Annotated in this window: 18 protein-coding genes; 8 read left to right on the top strand and 10 right to left on the bottom strand. The window is 59.2% G+C overall.

Features of this window, described 5'->3' with window-relative positions; all coding sequences use genetic code 11:
- Positions 1-196 precede the first annotated feature (196 nt).
- A complete protein-coding gene (locus tag ACIQVE_RS16030; protein ID WP_402810024.1) occupies positions 197-1,015 on the bottom strand; it encodes a shikimate 5-dehydrogenase in 819 nt (272 codons plus the stop codon).
- 255 nt (positions 1,016-1,270) lie between these two features.
- Here ACIQVE_RS16030 and ACIQVE_RS16025 point away from each other — a divergent pair, with 255 nt between their 5' ends.
- From ACIQVE_RS16025 to ACIQVE_RS16015, 3 genes are all read left to right on the top strand, one after another.
- Complete coding sequence (locus ACIQVE_RS16025; RefSeq protein ID WP_402810022.1) at positions 1,271-1,609, top strand: hypothetical protein; 339 nt, start codon at positions 1,271-1,273, stop codon at positions 1,607-1,609.
- 230 nt (positions 1,610-1,839) lie between these two features.
- A complete protein-coding gene (locus tag ACIQVE_RS16020; protein WP_016984641.1) occupies positions 1,840-2,034 on the top strand; it encodes a hypothetical protein in 195 nt (64 codons plus the stop codon).
- A 102-nt stretch (positions 2,035-2,136) separates the two neighbouring features.
- Positions 2,137-2,319 (top strand): hypothetical protein, encoded by a 183-nt coding sequence (locus ACIQVE_RS16015; protein WP_402810020.1) that lies wholly within the window; start codon positions 2,137-2,139, stop codon positions 2,317-2,319.
- Here ACIQVE_RS16015 and ACIQVE_RS16010 read toward each other — a convergent pair.
- A complete protein-coding gene (locus ACIQVE_RS16010; protein WP_402810018.1) occupies positions 2,316-3,377 on the bottom strand; it encodes an AI-2E family transporter in 1,062 nt (353 codons plus the stop codon). The genes ACIQVE_RS16015 and ACIQVE_RS16010 overlap by 4 nt on opposite strands.
- 156 nt (positions 3,378-3,533) lie before the next feature.
- Between ACIQVE_RS16010 and yegQ the strand changes: the two genes are divergently transcribed.
- Positions 3,534-4,871, top strand: a complete 1,338-nt coding sequence (gene yegQ / locus ACIQVE_RS16005) for a tRNA 5-hydroxyuridine modification protein YegQ (RefSeq protein WP_402810015.1) — start codon at positions 3,534-3,536, stop codon at positions 4,869-4,871.
- 235 nt (positions 4,872-5,106) lie between these two features.
- On the opposite strand, the gene ACIQVE_RS16000 is transcribed toward yegQ, so the two are convergent.
- Positions 5,107-5,973, bottom strand: a complete 867-nt coding sequence (locus tag ACIQVE_RS16000; protein WP_402810013.1) for a LysR family transcriptional regulator — start codon at positions 5,971-5,973, stop codon at positions 5,107-5,109.
- 100 nt (positions 5,974-6,073) lie between these two features.
- On the opposite strand from ACIQVE_RS16000, the gene ACIQVE_RS15995 reads away from it, so the two are divergent.
- Positions 6,074-6,970 carry a DMT family transporter gene (locus ACIQVE_RS15995; protein WP_402810010.1) on the top strand — a complete coding sequence of 299 codons (897 nt, stop codon included), beginning with the start codon at positions 6,074-6,076 and terminating at the stop codon, positions 6,968-6,970.
- 163 nt (positions 6,971-7,133) lie between these two features.
- Here the strand turns inward: ACIQVE_RS15995 and ACIQVE_RS15990 are convergent, their stop codons facing one another.
- Both ACIQVE_RS15990 and ACIQVE_RS15985 read right to left on the bottom strand, forming a co-directional pair.
- Positions 7,134-7,364, bottom strand: a complete 231-nt coding sequence (locus ACIQVE_RS15990) for a hypothetical protein (protein ID WP_402810008.1) — start codon at positions 7,362-7,364, stop codon at positions 7,134-7,136.
- A 92-nt stretch (positions 7,365-7,456) separates the two neighbouring features.
- Positions 7,457-8,170 carry a FadR/GntR family transcriptional regulator gene (locus ACIQVE_RS15985; RefSeq protein ID WP_402810005.1) on the bottom strand — a complete coding sequence of 238 codons (714 nt, stop codon included), beginning with the start codon at positions 8,168-8,170 and terminating at the stop codon, positions 7,457-7,459.
- Positions 8,171-8,536: 366 nt separating this feature from the next.
- On the opposite strand from ACIQVE_RS15985, the gene ACIQVE_RS15980 reads away from it, so the two are divergent.
- Together ACIQVE_RS15980 and gudD are read left to right on the top strand one after the other, a co-directional pair.
- Entirely contained in the window at positions 8,537-9,883 is a 1,347-nt protein-coding gene (locus tag ACIQVE_RS15980) for an MFS transporter (RefSeq protein WP_402810002.1), read from the top strand.
- A 29-nt stretch (positions 9,884-9,912) separates the two neighbouring features.
- Positions 9,913-11,256 carry a glucarate dehydratase gene (gene gudD, locus ACIQVE_RS15975; protein WP_402809999.1) on the top strand — a complete coding sequence of 448 codons (1,344 nt, stop codon included), beginning with the start codon at positions 9,913-9,915 and terminating at the stop codon, positions 11,254-11,256.
- Between the two features lie 176 nt (positions 11,257-11,432).
- On the opposite strand, the gene ACIQVE_RS15970 is transcribed toward gudD, so the two are convergent.
- Positions 11,433-12,305, bottom strand: coding sequence for a LysR family transcriptional regulator (locus ACIQVE_RS15970; protein ID WP_402809996.1), 873 nt, complete (start codon positions 12,303-12,305; stop codon positions 11,433-11,435).
- 160 nt (positions 12,306-12,465) lie between these two features.
- On the opposite strand from ACIQVE_RS15970, the gene ampC reads away from it, so the two are divergent.
- Positions 12,466-13,632 carry a class C beta-lactamase gene (gene ampC, locus ACIQVE_RS15965; RefSeq protein WP_402809993.1) on the top strand — a complete coding sequence of 389 codons (1,167 nt, stop codon included), beginning with the start codon at positions 12,466-12,468 and terminating at the stop codon, positions 13,630-13,632.
- A gap of 304 nt (positions 13,633-13,936) precedes the next feature.
- On the opposite strand, the gene ACIQVE_RS15960 is transcribed toward ampC, so the two are convergent.
- The 4 genes from ACIQVE_RS15960 to ACIQVE_RS15945 form a co-directional block, all read right to left on the bottom strand.
- Positions 13,937-14,503, bottom strand: coding sequence for a DUF4174 domain-containing protein (locus ACIQVE_RS15960; protein WP_402809990.1), 567 nt, complete (start codon positions 14,501-14,503; stop codon positions 13,937-13,939).
- 191 nt (positions 14,504-14,694) lie between these two features.
- The gene (locus tag ACIQVE_RS15955; RefSeq protein ID WP_402809987.1) at positions 14,695-15,021 is read right to left on the bottom strand and encodes a hypothetical protein; all 327 of its coding nucleotides are present in this window, start codon (positions 15,019-15,021) and stop codon (positions 14,695-14,697) included.
- 9 nt (positions 15,022-15,030) lie between these two features.
- Positions 15,031-15,816 carry a sulfite exporter TauE/SafE family protein gene (locus ACIQVE_RS15950; RefSeq protein WP_402809984.1) on the bottom strand — a complete coding sequence of 262 codons (786 nt, stop codon included), beginning with the start codon at positions 15,814-15,816 and terminating at the stop codon, positions 15,031-15,033.
- 228 nt (positions 15,817-16,044) lie between these two features.
- A complete protein-coding gene (locus ACIQVE_RS15945) occupies positions 16,045-17,259 on the bottom strand; it encodes an MFS transporter (protein ID WP_402809981.1) in 1,215 nt (404 codons plus the stop codon).
- Between the last annotated feature and the right edge of the window lie 47 nt (positions 17,260-17,306).

Genomic DNA, 17,306 nt, shown 5'->3' with positions numbered 1-17,306 from the left:
ACCCAATGTGGGAGCTGGCTTGCCAGCGATGGGGACAGCTCATTCACCGCATGACTTTCAGCTACGCGCAAACTCCACCGCCGCCTGAAACTGCTCCCACAGGAATCTCCGGTGAACACAGTATCTGCGTATCGCCAAGACCCAATGTGGGAGCTGGCTTGCCAGCGATGGGGACAGCTCATTCACCGCATGACTTTCAGCTACGCGCAAACTCCACCGCCGCCTGAAACTGCTCTTCAGTCGGCCGGACTCCGGTGTAAAGCACAAACTGCTCCAGCGCCTGGATTGCAATTACTTCCAGCCCGGTAATCACTCGCTTGCCTTCCGCCCGTCCGCGCACGATCAGCGGCGTTTCCGAAGGAATCGCTACCACATCAAACACAGTCTCCGCCGCTGTGATCACCTCAGGCTCAAACGCCAGCAGCCCCGCCTCCGGCCCGCCGTCCATGCCCACCGGCGTCACGTTGATCAGCATCTGCGGGCGCTCATCGCCCAGTTCAGCCTGCCAGCGATAGCCCAGCGAATCGGCGAGCGCCCGCCCGGCTTGCTCGTTACGGGCGACGATCAAGCCGTTTTGGTAACCGCCATCGCGCAAGGCACTAGCCACTGCCTTGGCCATGCCGCCGCTGCCGCGCAGGGCGAAGGTCGACGTCTTGGGCACTGCGTGGGTTTCCAGCAGTTGCGCGATGGCGATGTAATCGGTGTTGTAAGCCTTCAGATGGCCGGCTGTGTTGACGATGGTGTTGATCGACTGAATCGCCGCCGCCGACGCATCCAGCTCATCGACCAGCGCAATACAGGCCTCTTTGAACGGCATCGACACGCCGCAGCCACGGATGCTCAGTGCACGAATCCCGGTGACTGCGCCGATCAGGTCCTTGCTGGCGAAGGCCTTGTAGTAGAAATTCAGGCCCAACTGCTCATACAAATGGTTATGAAAACGCAGACCGAAATTACCAGGACGTGCGGACAGGGACATGCACAGCTGGGTGTCTTTGTTCGGGTTCATCTGCATGAAATTTCTCCTTCAAACGCACTTTCGGATGGACGGGATTAGCCAGCCCATCGGGTTCTGTTCGATCATATTGGCGGGGCTGTACGCGATGGCGTTGCCGCTGAGCGCCCGGTAAAGAAAACGGTACAGACCTTACACAAAATTTACCCGGCGGCTGTGCTGAATTTCAAAAAAACGCTGTCTTAGAAGTATCCCCGCGACGACTCCGGGCCTGGTGCAGGCCCTGCCGCCGGGTCGAAGAACCGAGGAACTATCATGATTCGTAAACTCCCCATTATGGTCTTGTTGATTGGCGCACTCGCTGTCACGGGTCAGGCAGAGGCCGGTGGTGGCCACGGCTGGCAAGGCCCTGCGGTGTTTGGTGCGATCGTCGGCTCGGCCATCATCGGCTCGGCGCTGATCAATCAGGATCGGCCGGTGTACGTTCAGCCACAACCGGTTTACGTGCAACAGCCGCCTCCGGTTTATTACCAACCGGCACCGGTGTATATCCAACAGGCGCCCGTCTATTACGGCCCGCCTCGCGGTTATTACGGTCGGCCACAGGGTTATTACGACCGGCCACACGGTTACTACGGTGGCCCACGCTGGTAACCGAAACACAGAGCCCCGCATTAATAGCGGGGCTTTTTTGTGACCGTCGGTCGGCCAGCGTCTGAAAAAATCTCGCCAAGGTCGCTGTGAGGACAGTTTGAACAGCTAAAGTCGGCATGATGGATTTGACCGTCGGGGGTAAAACATCGAACGGTCATTTATTTGTCATGACGGAACCGCAAGCTGAATCCGTCCGTAAACAACAGGTTGATAACAACAAGGACGACTCCATGCCAACACAAAATCCGCACCGCATCGTCGGCTTGTGCACCTCCAGCAAGGTGTACAGCGCGCTGACCGAGCTCAAGCACCTGGAAGGCCACCGCTGCGCCAAGTTTCTTTCGCTGCTGGCCGAGAACCTCGTGCACAAGGGTTTGCTCAATGAGCGCGAAGTGATGCACATGCTTGATCAAGTGGTCGATTGAAACAGTCCTCGCTGTTATCAATGACCACTATCGAAAGCGTTGATTGTCCCTGAGAACGCCGAGTCCCTAAGGTAGCGCCATCGATTGATGGAGGTCCTTGTCATGGCTCAGGTTCAAATCATGTCCGTTATCGGCAGCGCCGTTCCCGCATCACTCAGAGAGCTGGGATTGCTCGCCTGTTGGTATCTGATGCGTGACGGCGAGCCGATCAGCGGCCCGCTCACTTCCTTGCCGGCAGCACAGGCGCTGTCGCAACGGATCGTCGGCGCGCCGTTCCACGTTTAAGGCAGTTGCACCTTGGGTTTGGTCTCGATGAACAGCGCCCAACTGGACATGAACAGCGCGGCAATCAACGGCCCGATCACAAACCCGTTCAAGCCGAACACAGCCAGGCCGCCGAGGGTCGAGATCAGAATCATGTAGTCGGGCATCCGCGTGTCCTTGCCCACCAGAATCGGCCGCAGCACGTTATCCACCAAACCGATCACGAATATGCCGAACAACCCCAGCACAACGCCCTGCCAGATCATCCCGCTGAGCAGGAAGTAGAGCGCCACCGGCGCCCAGACAATCCCCGCCCCCACCGCTGGCAACAGCGACAGAAACGCCATCAATACCGCCCACAGCAACGCGCTGGGGATATCGAGAAACCAGAAAATCGCCCCACCCAACGCCCCTTGCGTGATCGCGACCACCAGGTTGCCCTTCACTGTCGCCCGCACCACGCGGTTGAATTTCAACTGTAAGCGACGCTTGTGAGTCTCTTCCAATGGCACAGCGGTACGCACCTTGCGCGCCAGTTCGGCGCCGTCGCGCAAAAAGAAGAACAACAGGTAAAGCATGATGAAAAAACTCACCACGAATTCGAACGTGCCCTGGCCAAAACTGAACGCCTGACTCGCCAACGCCTGGCTGCCCTGCATCGCCGCTTTGACGATTTTCTCGCGCAACCCGTTCAGCTCACCCATGCCGAAACGGTCTAGCAAGTTCTGGAAATACGGCGGCAAGCTCTGTTTGAACTGCGCCAGATACGCCGCGATGTCCAGCTCGCCGCTTTCGATATTCTTGTAGACCGACGCGCCTTCCTGCACCAGCAATAAGCTGATGATGATCACCGGCAGAATCGCGATCACCAGACAGATGCTCAACGTACACAGCGACGTCAGGTTGCGCTCCCAGCCGAATTTCATCTGCAGCTTGCGTTGCATCGGCGCGAACAGAATGCCGAGGATCACCGCCCAGAACACCGCGCCATAGAACGGCAACAGAATCCAGATGAAGGCCACCGTCACCAGTAACAGCAACACCGTCAGCGATTTGAATTGAATACTTTTTTGGTTCATGTCCAGTCCATGTCAGTCAGGCGCCATGCACGCCAGCCCCACTTAGTCAGCCGCCGCCCGCGCGAGTGCCATCTTTATTCAAGGAGCATAGATCCAGATCAATAAACCCAGCGGACAACCGCACTACCCTGCCGCGCTTTTGCGACCGGTGCCGCCATGACTCCCACTCCCACTCTCGCCGCCCCCGAACTGCTCGCCCCCGCCGGCACCCTGAAAAACATGCGTTACGCCTTCGCCTACGGTGCCGATGCGGTTTACGCCGGCCAGCCGCGCTACAGCCTGCGGGTGCGCAATAACGAGTTTGATCACGCCAATCTGGCGCTGGGTATTCGTGAAGCCCAAGCGCAGGGCACGCGCTTTTACGTGGTGGTCAACATCGCGCCGCACAATGCCAAGCTGAAAACCTTTCTCAAGGACCTGGCGCCGGTCATCGAGATGGCGCCGGACGCACTGATCATGTCCGACCCGGGGCTGATCATGCTGGTGCGCCGGCACTTCCCGCAGATGCCGATCCACCTCTCGGTACAGGCCAACACGGTGAACTGGGCGAGCGTCGAATTCTGGCAGCAACAGGGGCTGAGCCGGACCATCCTGTCTCGCGAACTGTCGCTGGAAGAAATCGCCGAGATCCGCGAGCAAGTGCCGGGCATGGAGCTGGAGGTGTTCGTTCACGGTGCGCTGTGCATGGCTTATTCCGGACGTTGTCTGCTATCGGGTTACATGAACAAACGTGACGCCAACCAGGGCTCCTGCACCAATGCCTGCCGCTGGAAATACTCGGCGCAGGAGGCCACAGAGAATCAGCTTGGCGAGATCGTCCAGACCTTCCAGCCCGAGCCGACCCTGGGCCTCGGCGCGCCGACCGATCAGGTGTTTCTGTTACAGGAAGCCAATCGTCCCGACGAACTGATGCCGGCCTTCGAGGACGAACACGGCACCTACATCATGAATGCCAAGGACCTGCGCGCGGTGCAGCATGTCGAGCGCCTGACCCGCATGGGCGTGCATTCCCTGAAGATCGAGGGCCGGACCAAATCGCACTTTTACTGCGCGCGCACCACACAGGTGTATCGCCGGGCGATTGATGATGCGGTGGCCGGGCGCGAGTTTGATCGCAGCCTGATGAGCGATCTGGAATCACTGGCCCAACGCGGCTACACCGAAGGTTTCCTGCGCCGGCATGTGCATGACGAGTACCAGAATTATCTGCATGGCAGCTCGGTGTCGGAGCGACAGCAGTTTGTCGGGGAGTTGACCGGTGAGCGGCGTGATGGATTAGCGGAGGTCAAGGTGAAGAACCGTTTCGCGCTGGGTGATCATCTGGAGTTGATGACGCCCCAGGGCAACTTTCATTTCGATCTGCATGAGTTGAAGAATCTAAAGGGCGAAGCAATCGAAGTGGCGCCGGGGGATGGGCACACGGTGTACGTGCCGATTCCGGAGGGGGTGGATTTGCGCTTTGGATTGCTGATGCGCGATGTGGCGAACGCCTGAAAGCCCCTCACCCTAGCCCTCTCCCGGAGGGAGAGGGGACTGATTGGGGGATATTTCAGAAGTACGCCGACCTGTACGTGCTCGGCTGAATCCATAATCGAATGGATTTTCGAGATCGATGTATTGCGTAGATAAATCTATAGTCGACAGAGCTTTTTCAGGTCGATGTCGAGCGCCAGACACCTCGGTCGGCTCCCTCTCCCTCCGGGAGGGGCTGGGGTGAGGGTAACTGTTCTTACACAGTGAATTCTTCGTGCAACATCGCCACAAACGCCTCGCGCGCCGGGTGCACCCCGGCGTTTTCATGCCAGTAAAACAGATTGTCGATGGCCGTCAGTTCGGGGAACTCATAGCCCACACACCCCGCGCCTTTGGCGAATTGCTCGAACACCCCTTTGGGCACCAGCGCCACACCCGCCCCCGCACTGACACACCCGACAATTGCCCCGTAGCTGGCCAGGCTGACAATCGGCAACGCCTGCCCCTGACGCAACAACCAATGCTCCAGCGCCGCCCGATACGGACAACCTTGCGGCCACATGAACACGGTTTTGTCCTGCAGATCATCGATGCCGCGCACCGGCCCGAACGACGTCGAGGCAATCAGCAGCAGCTCTTCGCGATACATCGGTGTGCGCTTGAGCTGCGAGCGCTCGACGTCCACCGCGACAATCGCGCCGTCGAGGCGATGGCTCAGCGTGTCGTCGAGCAACTGGCTCCAGGTGCCGGTGGTGAGTTCCAGAGCGACCTGCGGATAACGCTTGTGAAACTTCGCCAGCAGCCGTGGCAAACGCCCGGTGGCTGAGGATTCGATGGCGCCGATGCGCAGCGGCCCGGACGGCTCGGCAGAAGGATCAACTGCGCGTTTGGCCTCCGCCGTCAGCGCCAGAATCTTCTGCGCATAGGCAAGAAACGTCTGCCCTGCCGGACTGATCCGCAGCCCACGCCCCTCGCGCAGAAACAGTGCAACGCCCAACTCCGCCTCCAGCGCCTTGATCCGCGCGGTGATGTTCGACGGCACGCAGAACAGTTTTTCCGCCGCCCGGGCGATGCTGCCCTCCTCGGCCACGGTTTTGAACATCCGGATTTGTGCCAGCTCCATACCCATCACTCTGAGTGAACGTTCAGCGCAGTATAAGTCAGTTGTGACGAATGATTGGGCGCCTGGATACTCGGCGCATCAACCCCACTGGTGCTCGATCATGCCGTCTCCTTCTGCACTGAAAGTTTTCCTCGCCATGGCGTTTGTCGTCGGCTGCTGGGCGTATTCGCCAACCGGAATCCACATCGGCCTGCAAGCCTACGATCCCGGGCATCTGGCGTTGTTGCGGTTTCTGTTGGCGTCGTTGTTTATGGCCGCTATCGCCGCGTTCAAAGGTATTCAGCTTCCCCGCGTTAGGGACGTACCGCTGCTGTTCGCCTTGGGTTTTTTCGCGGTCAGCCTGCATCACGTCGCGCTGAACATCGGCCAGCAAAGCGTCAGCGCCGGAGCGTCGAGTGTGCTGGCGCAATCGAGTCCGCTGTTCAGCACGCTGCTGGCGCGCTTCGTGTTCAAGGATCAAATCAGTGTCTGGCGTTGGGGCTGTGTATTGCTCGGTTTGGTCGGCGTGGTGATTGTGGTCAGCGGCGATCGTGGCGTGGGCGAGATTGACGCACATGGCTTGCTGATCTTGCTGGCGGCGGTTTCATGGAGCATTTATTTCGCCCTGCAAAAGCATCATGCCCGGCGCTATGACGGCTTGAGTCTGACGTGCTACGCGGTGTGGTCGGGGACGTTGCTGTTGCTGATTTATCTGCCGGGGCTGAGTGAGGCGGTGATGAAAGCGCCGCTGCGGGTGCAATGGGCGGTGCTGGCGCTGGGCATATTTCCCAGTGCGCTGGCCTATCTGGCGTGGGGCTTTGTGCTCAGGCATGTGGATTTGAGTCGGGCGACCATGACCCTGTACCTGATTCCGCCGACGGCGATGGGGATTGCATCGGTGGGGTTGGGCGAGCGGCCGACACTGGTGGTGCTGATCGGGTCGGCGGTAGTGTTGATCAGTGTGCTGGCGTTGAATCTGGAGCGGCGGGTTTTGGTGGGGCGGACTGCCGAGGCTTGATCGTTGATATCTATTGAGGCTGATGCCGCCATCGCTGGCAAGCCAGCTCCCACAGGGTTTCAGGTTGTACAAAGTTCTTATACACACCCGCATAACCTGTGGGAGCTGGCTTGCCAGCGATGGGGCCAGCGCGAACATCGCATCCATCGAAGCCTGATCCCACTCAGCGCCGATCATCCGACAACGGCGTCGGCTCATCCGCCGGCGGCATCTCTTCATCCGCTGGCGGATCCTTCCAGTCCTCCGGCCGGTCAGCGTCACTCAAAGGATCGCGCCCCGGACTCATCCCCGGCGGCGCATCGTGATCGCCCAGTGACGGTTCATCGGTGCCGGGCACCGGGAGGGTTGGATCGGTGGGAAGCACTCCCCCCCGAAACAGCAAGTCGTTAGCCATAACGCACCTCACCAAGGAGGTCCGGAAAACCCGGGCCGTACACGTTGGAAATGGCCCCGAGAGCGACGTGCTATCGAACAGACCAACGGCGTTCAACCCTGTGCGAGGAAACGGTCGCGGCTGTTGGTCAGGTGCAGCCACATGGCGGCGCGCGCCGCGTCCGGGTCCTGGCGCTTGATCGCATTCAAAATCGCCTCGTGCTCCAGATTGGCCAGTTGCCCGAGCTTGCTCAAATCCGCCGCCCCCCGCTCGACCGCATTGACCCGCGTGCGCGGAATCATCGCGCTGCCCAAATGCTGCATGATCTCGCTGAAGCAGACGTTGCCGGTGGCCTCGGCGATCAGCAGATGAAAGCGCCGATCGGCCTCGACGCAACTGTCGTTGTTGGCCAACAGCCGCTGATAGTCATCCAGCGCCTGGCGCATCTGCAGCACCTGCTGATCGCTACGCCGCTGCGCCGCCAGCGCGGCGGCTTGCGTCTCCAGGCCCATGCGCAACTCAAGAATGCTGCGCACCCCAAGCGCCGTGTCGACGTTCAGCCGCAACCCCTGCTCCGGCGCACGTTCGATCACAAACGTGCCGATGCCATGGCGCGTCTCGACCAGCCCCGACGCCTGCAATTTGGAAATCGCCTCGCGCACCACGGTGCGGCTGACCCCGTGCTCCTGAACGATGGAATTCTCCGACGGCAGTTTGTCGCCGGGCGACATCTGCCCCAGCAAGATGCTCTGGGTGAGCTTTTCCACCAGGTCATGGGCCAGGTTGTGTGCACGTTTGCGCGCGGGGGCGTCGAGGTCTTCTTGCATGGTCGGTTCCGGTGAACGGGGCTTGCGGATCGTAGCACTGCGGGGATGAGTGACAAGGTTGATTTAATGCTGAAATATCAATTATCTTGTATGACAACATTAAAATTCGACGACTGTGAGTTTGTCTCCATCTGCGAACCCTAAGCATTGACCGGTAATTTTACTCGGATAAAACGCAGGTCAAACCACAGAAATCACCAATGAATTCGGCCTTTAAATACTAAAAAGAATAAGAAATCATTCAGTCTGAAGAATTTAATCAGTGCACCCCACTTGTAGGACAAAAAATCTCAGTTGTATGATGTCTATCAACAACGCTGCATCCAGTCCTACCCCGCATAAAAATAATCAGTGGGAGAAAACCTAGTGAAAACCTCCGTCTCCGGAATGAACGAGGGCGTTGATTCAACGCTGGCATCCGCCATCTCGAAAGTGAAACGTCACGTTCTGCCGCTTTTCGTGATCATGTTCATCGTCAACTACATCGACCGGGTGAACATCGGTTTCGTCCGCACGCACATGGAACATGACCTGGGCATTGGTGCCGCCGCTTATGGCTTCGGCGCCGGTCTGTTTTTCATCGGTTATGCGCTGTTCGAAGTCCCCTCCAACATGCTCTTGCAGAAAGTCGGCGCACGCATCTGGCTGACCCGCATCATGTTCACCTGGGGCGTGGTCGCTACCTGCATGGCGTTCATCCAGAACGAAACCCACTTCTACATCCTGCGTTTCCTGCTTGGCGTCGCCGAGGCAGGGTTCTTTCCCGGGGTGATCTACTACTTCACCCGTTGGCTGCCTGGCGCCGAACGTGGCAAAGCCATTGCGATCTTCCTCAGTGGCTCAGCCATCGCGTCATTGATCTCCGGCCCGTTGTCCGGCCTGCTCCTGCAAATCAACGGGCTGGGCATGCACGGCTGGCAATGGATGTACTTTATTGAAGGGATGTTTTCGGTGTGCCTGTGCGTATTCGTCTGGTTCTGGCTCGACGCCAAGCCCCACGATGCAAAATGGCTGAGCCGCGCCGAACAGGATGCGTTGGTCACAGCCATCGATGACGAACAGAAGGCCCGCGAAGCCGCCACACCGATCCGGCCATCGATGGGCAAACTGCTCAAGGATCGGCAGATCCTCCTGTTCTGCCTGATCTACTTCTTCATCCAGTTGACGATCTACGCCGCGACCTTCTGGCTGCCGAGCATCATCAAGAAAATGGGCGAACTCAGCGACGTGCAGGTCGGGTTGTTCAACTCGATTCCATGGTTGCTGTCGATCATCGGCATGTACGCCTTTGCATCGTTTTCAGCGAAGTGGAAACACCAGCAGGCGTGGGTTGCCGCCGCCCTGTTGATCGCTGCGGCGGGGATGTTTATGTCCACCACGGGCGGGCCGATCTTCGCTTTTGTCGCGATCTGCTTTGCGGCGCTGGGTTTCAAGTCTGCCTCGTCGCTGTTCTGGCCGATTCCGCAGGCCTATCTGGATGCGCGAATTGCCGCCGCCGTGATCGCGCTGATCAACTCGGTGGGCAACCTTGGTGGCTTCGTTGCGCCGACCACTTTCGGTCTGCTCGAAGAACACACCGGCTCGATTCAGGGTGGCCTCTATGGCTTGGCCGCCACCTCGATCATCGCCGCAATCATCGTCTTCTTCGCCCGCACCAAGCCTAAGCCGGCTGCGGATATTGCTGTGGCTGAAACTGCGCCGAAACACGCCTGATTCTGAAAGATACGAAAAGGATAAAAACAATGACCGTACACGACACCGCCAAAGCCCCGATCATCACTGACATGCAGGTCATTCCGGTGGCCGGCCACGACGGCATGCTGCTCAATCTGAGCGGCGCCCACGGGCCTTTTTTCACCCGCAACATCGTCATTCTCAAGGACAACGCCGGCCACACCGGCGTCGGTGAAGTGCCGGGTGGTGAACGCATTCGCCAGACGCTTGAGGACTCACGCAGCCTGGTCATCGGCAGCCCGATTGGCACGTATCAGAAGATGCTCAATCAGGTGCGCAAGACATTTGCCGATCGTGATGCTGGCGGCCGTGGCCTGCAAACTTTCGACCTGCGCATCACCATCCATGCGGTCACCGGCCTCGAAGCCGCGCTGCTCGACTTGCTCGGTCAACACCTTGACGTGCCGGTCGCAGCGCTGCTCGGCGAAGGCCAGCAACGCGATGAAGTGAAGATGCTCGGCTACCTGTTTTACGTCGGCGATCAGCGCGAAACCGACCTCGCCTACCGCAGCGAACCGGACGCCGACAACGACTGGTTCCGTGTGCGGCACGAGAAGGCCATGACCGCTGAAGCCGTGGTGCGCCTCGCCGAAGCGGCACACGCGAAGTACGGTTTCAAGGACTTCAAACTCAAGGGCGGCGTGCTCAGTGGCGATGCAGAAATCGAAGCGGTGACGGCACTCGCCGAACGCTTCCCGGATGCGCGCATCACCCTCGACCCGAACGGCGCGTGGTCACTCAAGGAAGCGATCCGTTTGTGCCGCGACCAGCATCAGGTTCTGGCTTATGCGGAAGATCCGTGCGGTGCGGAAAACGGTTATTCGGGCCGCGAAGTCATGGCGGAGTTTCGCCGCGCCACCGGCCTGAAAACCGCCACCAACATGATCGCCACCGACTGGCGCGAAATGGGTCATGCGATCCAGTTGCAATCGGTAGACATCCCGCTGGCCGACCCGCACTTCTGGACCATGCAGGGTTCTGTTCGCGTGGCGCAGATGTGCCATGAGTGGGGGCTGACCTGGGGCTCGCACTCCAACAACCACTTCGATATTTCGTTGGCCATGTTCACCCATGTCGCTGCGGCGGCACCGGGTGACATTACCGCCATCGACACCCACTGGATCTGGCAAGACGGCCAGCGCCTGACCAAGGCACCGCTGCAAATCGTCGAAGGTTGCGTGCAAGTGCCGAAGACATCAGGGCTGGGTGTGGAGTTGGATATGGATCAGGTGGCCAAGGCTCACGAACTGTACAAAGGCATGGGCCTCGGTGCACGGGATGACAGCGTGGCGATGCAGTTTCTGATTCCGGGTTGGAAATTCGATAACAAGCGGCCGTGTCTGGTGCGCTGATGCATTAACAACACCACAGATCTCCTGAACGCTCAATTTTGCAGGAGGTATGTGATTGGTGGTCCGACACATAACCTGTGGGAGCTGGCTTGCCAGCGATGACGTCGGCACTGGCAACATTGAAGGTGACTGACCCGACGCTATCGCTGGCAAGCCAGCTCCCACATGGATTTGTGCTAGACAGAGATTTGTAGCAACCAGTTCTTGAACGCAACCATCGCCGCCGTCTCCGGCCGCGACTGCAACCGCGTCAGCCAGTAACTCCCGGTCGTGATCTCGATCGTGAACGGCTGGCGAATCGCATCCGCCGCCAATTGCCGGGCAAACATCAGCGGCGGGGCCAACGCCACGCCACTGCCCTGCAACGCCGCCTCCATCATCGCCAGCGACGAATCGAACATGATGCTTTGCGGCGGCGCAGCCTGTGTCGCCAAACCCGCCGCCTGAAACCACGCGGGCCATTCATCGGTGCGATAGGAGCGCAGCAACGTCTGCTGCAACAGATCCCCCGGCGCGTGCAATTGCCGGGCAATTTCCGGCACGCACAGCACCGATAGCGGCGCATCAAGCAAGCGCGTCGCCTCGATGCCGTGCCAGGCGCCGGCACCAAAGCGGATCGCGTAATCCAGCCCTTCAGCGGCGACATCCACACGGTTGTTGTGGGTCGACAGCCGTAAATCTATGAGCGGATGTGTCGCCCGGAAGTCCGAAAGCCTCGGCAACAGGCACCCCACGGCGAAAGTGCCCACCGCGCCGACAGTCAACATCTCCCGGTACTGGCCACCGGCAAGGCGTTCGAGGATTTGCGCGATGTGGTCAAACGAGGTGCTTAAAACCGGCAGCAACGTTTCCCCTTCACTGGTCAGCATCAGCCCGCGGGGCAAGCGTTTGAACAGTGTCAGGTTGAGCTGCGCTTCGAGGCTTTTGACCTGATGGCTGACGGCTGCCTGGGTCACGCACAACTCCACGGCAGCGCGGGTGAAGCTCAAGTGACGCGCTGAAGCCTCGAAGGCGCGCAGTGCATTGAGTGGCAATTGCGGTCGAATCATGCCAAGCCCCTAATTTATCTAATGGTTCATCCGAGATTTCATTGTTTGTCGATTGCCGTCGGAGTACCTAAATTGTCGGCGCTGATCAGCCGTCCACTATAAAAATCGCCCGCAGTGTAGCGGGATACCACCATCAACACTCATGGAGAGTGGTTCATTTATGTCATTCATCAAATCGACCAAAGCCTTTTCCTATAGCGCATTCGGCCTGATCTTCGCTGCCGCCACCTGCTTGGGTGCGCCGCAAAGCGATGATCAACTGCAAGCGCTGGTCAAAGCCGCCATCTCGCCAGTGATGCAGCAACACAACATCCCCGGCCTGGCCGTCGCACTGACCATCAAGGGCCAGCCGCATTACTTTAACTACGGCGTCGCCGCCAAGGACACTGGGCAGAAGGTCAGCGAAAACACCCTGTTCGAAGTCGGCTCGGTGAGCAAAACCTACACTGCCACATTGGCCGGTTACGCGCAGGCCACAGGCAAACTGGACCTCTCAACCAAGGCCAGCACCCTCTGGCCGGAGTTAAAAGGCAGCGCCTTTGACAACATCAGCGTGCTGCAACTGGGCACCTACAGCGCGGGTGGTTTGCCGCTGCAATTTCCGCCTGAGTCGGATACACCAGACAAGATGCTCGGCTATTACCAGCAGTGGAAACAGGTGTTTCCGGCCGGCAGCCATCGCTTGTATTCCAATCCCAGCCTCGGTTTGTTCGGCTACCTGACGGCAAAAAGCCTCGGTCAGCCTTTTGCTCAGGCGATGACTGAAACCCTGTTGCCGAAGCTCGGCCTCAAGCACACCTTCATTGAAGTCCCCGCCTCAGAAGAGAAGCTCTACGCGCAGGGTTACGACAAGAACGACAACCCGGTTCGCCTCACCCCCGGCGCACTGTATGCCGAAGCCTATGGCATCAAAACCAGCGCGGCGGATCTGCTGCGTTACGTCGAGGCCAACCTCAAAGCTGCGAACCTTGAACAGCCGCTGCAAAAAGCCGTCGCCGCGACCCACACCGGTTACTACACTGTCGACGACATGACCCAGGGTCTGGGCTGGGAGCGTTATCACTACCCGATCAGCCTGGAAAAACTGCAAGCCGGCAACTCGACAGCGATGGCGATGGAGCCGCACAAGGTCAAATGGCTGAACCCGCCACAGCCTGAACCGGCCAACGTGCTATACAACAAAACCGGTGCAACCGGTGGCTTCGGTGCTTACGTGGCGTTTGTGCCGTCGAAGGACATTGGCATCGTGATCCTGGCCAACAAGAATTATCCGAATGCGGAACGGGTGAAGATTGCGCATGAGATTTTCAGTGCGCTGGACGACTGAAGTCACAACCAATGGTGGGAAGACTTTTCTGTGGTGAAGAGTCTATCTGTGGTCAGGGAATGATCTGTGGCGAGGGGATTTATCCCCGTTGGGCTGCGAAGCAGCCCCAGTCCAGACAGCAAAGGTTTGTCTGAGACACCGCATCGAATGGCTTTGGGGCTGCTGCGCAACCCAACGGGGATAAATCCCCTCGCCACAGGTAGGTCCTCTCAACACAGCTAGATCCCTGACCACAGGGTTTTAAACGGGAAAAAAAATGGGCGACTTGCAAAGGTCGTCCATTTTTTTGATTCAGATCCCGCCATCAATCATTCGGCATTTCCGGCGGTTTGGTCGGTTTGGCTGGTTTGCTCGGCTTGGCGCCCTTCGCGCCTTTGGCCGGTTCAGGCTCGGCGACGACCGGGGCTTGGGCTGCAGCGGCTGCGGCTTCTTTCTCGGCCATTGGCATGGCGTCGATGGTCTCGAAGATTTTCTTCAGGTCCAAAGCCTTCGCTTCATCGCCCGAGGCCGTGAGTTTGGTCTCACCGTCCTTGCCCACCAAGAACACTTTCGGATAAGCCCCGGCGCCCAGCTTCAGCGAGCGCAGCAAGGCCATGGTGTCTTGCTGGCCCATGTCCTTGCCATCGAGCTGACCCGACATGTTGAGGATGGTGTAAACCTTGATGTTGCGATCGGCGAGGCCCTTTTTGTTGGCCGGATCGTCCAGCGACTTTTTCAGGCTCAGCCACACCGGGTCGACGGTGCTTTGCGCGATCACGATCAGCGGTCGGGCGCGGCCCATGTCCCCGGCAATCGGCGAATCGTTATCTGCGGCGAACAGGGGGCCGGCAATTGCCAGCAAGAGTGTCAGGGTCAGTGACCTGATGAGCATGCGCATCTCCTTTTGATATCCACGCTCTAATGATTGCGCATCGCGGCGATTGTTCCGGGTGTACCGGGCAAATATGTTTCGCCTTGCCAGAAGCTTAGGTCAGGCCCGACATTGCGCAACCGCATGCGCTACGAGGATTTGCCAGTAGAAGGTGATGAAATACTCACTGCGGCGCTAACCCCGTGGCGACTTCAGCCCAGCGCCGATTCGAGGGCTGACAGTAATTGTGAGGATTCGATAAGGCGCTCGCCCAGTCTGATCACCCCGCCGTCCAGATCAACGCTCACCATCACCGAAGAGCGATCTCCAGGGTATTTGCGCAGCAGCAAGTCGATGCCACTGGCCGTCTCGTCCGCTGTACCGATCAAATCCCATAAGCTGTCGCTCAGATCCAGCAACACCTGCTGACGCTGCTGATCAACAACCAGCGGCGCATACAGCCAATGGCTCATGCGCATCTCGCGAGGTTCGACAGTGATGGCGACACGGCCATCGCAATGCACAGTGGTTTCGCTCATGGTTGTCGATCAAAACGCCAGTTTATAGCCGATCAACACCAACATCGTCGCCAGACACGGGCGCAGCACTTCGTCGGAGATGCGCCCGGTCAGGTGGCTGCCGAGCCAGATGCCTGGCAGTGAACCGATCAGCAAAAAGCCCAGCACACCCCAGTCCATGTTGCCCATGCTCGCGTGGCCCAGGCCGGCGACGAGGGTCAGCGGTACGGCGTGGGCGATTTCGGTGCCGACCAGGCGGCGGGTCGGCAGCAGCGGATAGAGGATGAACAGGGCCACGGTGCCGAGGGCGCCAGCGCCGATCGAGGTCAGGGCAACCATGGTGCCAAGAATCAGACCGGTGATCACGGTCATCACGTTCAGCCGCGAACCGCTCGGGTTGTAGTTGCCGCCAGCGCGTTTGTGGGCGAATTCCAGCAAGCGTTTCTTGAAGAAGATCGCCAGCGCCGTGGCAAACAGAACAAAGCCCAAGGCTTGTTTGATGATGGCGTTCATCGCGTCCGGCGCGGTGTGCAGCGTGCTGAGAAACCACAAGGTCATGACCACGGCCGGCACACTGCCGAGGGTCAGCCAGCCGGTGATGGCCCAGTCGATGTTCTTGTTCTTTTTGTGAACGATGACGCCACTGGATTTGGTAATGGCCGCGTACAGCAGGTCGGTGCCGACCGCCGTTGCCGGGTTGATGCCGAACCACAGAAGGATCGGCGTCATCAACGAACCACCGCCGACACCGGTCATGCCGACAATAAAACCCACCACCAGCCCGGCAATCACCAGGCCGAAATTTGCCAATTCCATTAAGACGTCCAGAAAAACGACAGGGAAAATCTGGCCCGCAGCATAGCGATTTTTCTTATAACCACATATATCGATGCGGTCTATCGTTATGCAATATCGAAATCGCCACATTACCCTGTGGGAGCGAGCTTGCTCGCGAATAGGCCGTATCAGTCGACAGATGAGTTGAATGGCATACCGCAATCGCGAGCAGGCTCACTCCCACAGGGATTTTGGTGATCCAGAGGGTTAATGCACCCGCCGGCCCGGCTTGAAGCTGTGATGGCTGTTGAGCCACACCGTGGCCAAAGCGATCAGCGACAAAATCAGCAGCGCCCACGGAAACGACATCGCCCCCGCTCGATCCAGCAGCAAGCCGCCAAACAGCCCGCCCCCGGCAATCGCCACGTTCCAGGAAGTGGTCAGCATGGCCTGCACCACATCGACATGATCCCCGGCAGAATCCGCCGCTGCCGTCAGCAACAACGTCGCCGAACCGCCGAAGGACAAGCCCCACACCGCCATGCAGCCGTAGATCACCCATGGCGTCGGATTCGCCAGAGCCAGCACCAGCGCCGTCACGGCAAACACCGCGAGGCTGATCAGGGTCAGCCAGCGCAACCAGCGATCCACCAGCATGCCGATAATCCAGATGCCCACCAGAGAACACACGCCAAACACCAGCAGCACCAGGTCAACACGCTCGGCGAGTCCGCCCTGCATCAAAAACGGTGAGATGTAGGTGTAGAGAATGTTGTGCCCGAGCATCCAAGTCAGCACCACGAACAACACCGGGCGCACACCCGTCAGACGCAGTGACTGCATCAATGGCAGACGCTCGGCACTGGCCTGCCCCGGACGATCCGGCACCGCCACGACAATCCACGCCGCCAGCACCAGCGCCAGCGCCGACATAATCCCGAACGAAGCGCGCCAGCCGATCAGATTGCCCAGCCACGTCCCCGCCGGTGTTCCCAAAGAGAGCGCCACCGGCGTGCCGAGCATGGCAATCGCCAGCGCTCGCCCCTGCTGATGCACCGGCACAATGCCGCGGGCGTAACCGGCCATGATCCCCCACGACAGCCCCGCCGCCATCCCGGCGAGAAAACGCGAGGCCAGGGTCAGGCCGTAATGACTGGAAAACGTGGTGACGGTGTTGAACAGCAGAAACCCGCCCACCGTCATCAACAGCACCCGCCGCCGTGGCCAGCCACGGGTGGCCACGGTCAGCGGAATCGCCGCGACAATCGAACCCAGCGCATACAGCGTCACCAGTTGCCCAGCGAGCACTTCGCTGACGTTCAGCCCGGCGCTGATTTGCGGCAGCAATCCGGCCGGCAGGGTTTCAGTGAGGATGGCGATGAAACCGGTCATGGCGAAGGCCAGCAACGCGGCATAGGGCAGTTTGTCGGAACGGGTGGCGTGGTCGACACGGCTGAAATCGGCGCTTGCGGGGTCGGTCATGACGGATGCAGCTCCCTTTGGATCGAAATTAGCGAGTGATTGTATAC

This window comes from Pseudomonas sp. NPDC098747 (assembly GCF_044760045.1).
Classification (GTDB): Bacteria; Pseudomonadota; Gammaproteobacteria; order Pseudomonadales; family Pseudomonadaceae; genus Aquipseudomonas.
This window is presented reverse-complemented; position numbering and strand designations above follow the sequence as displayed.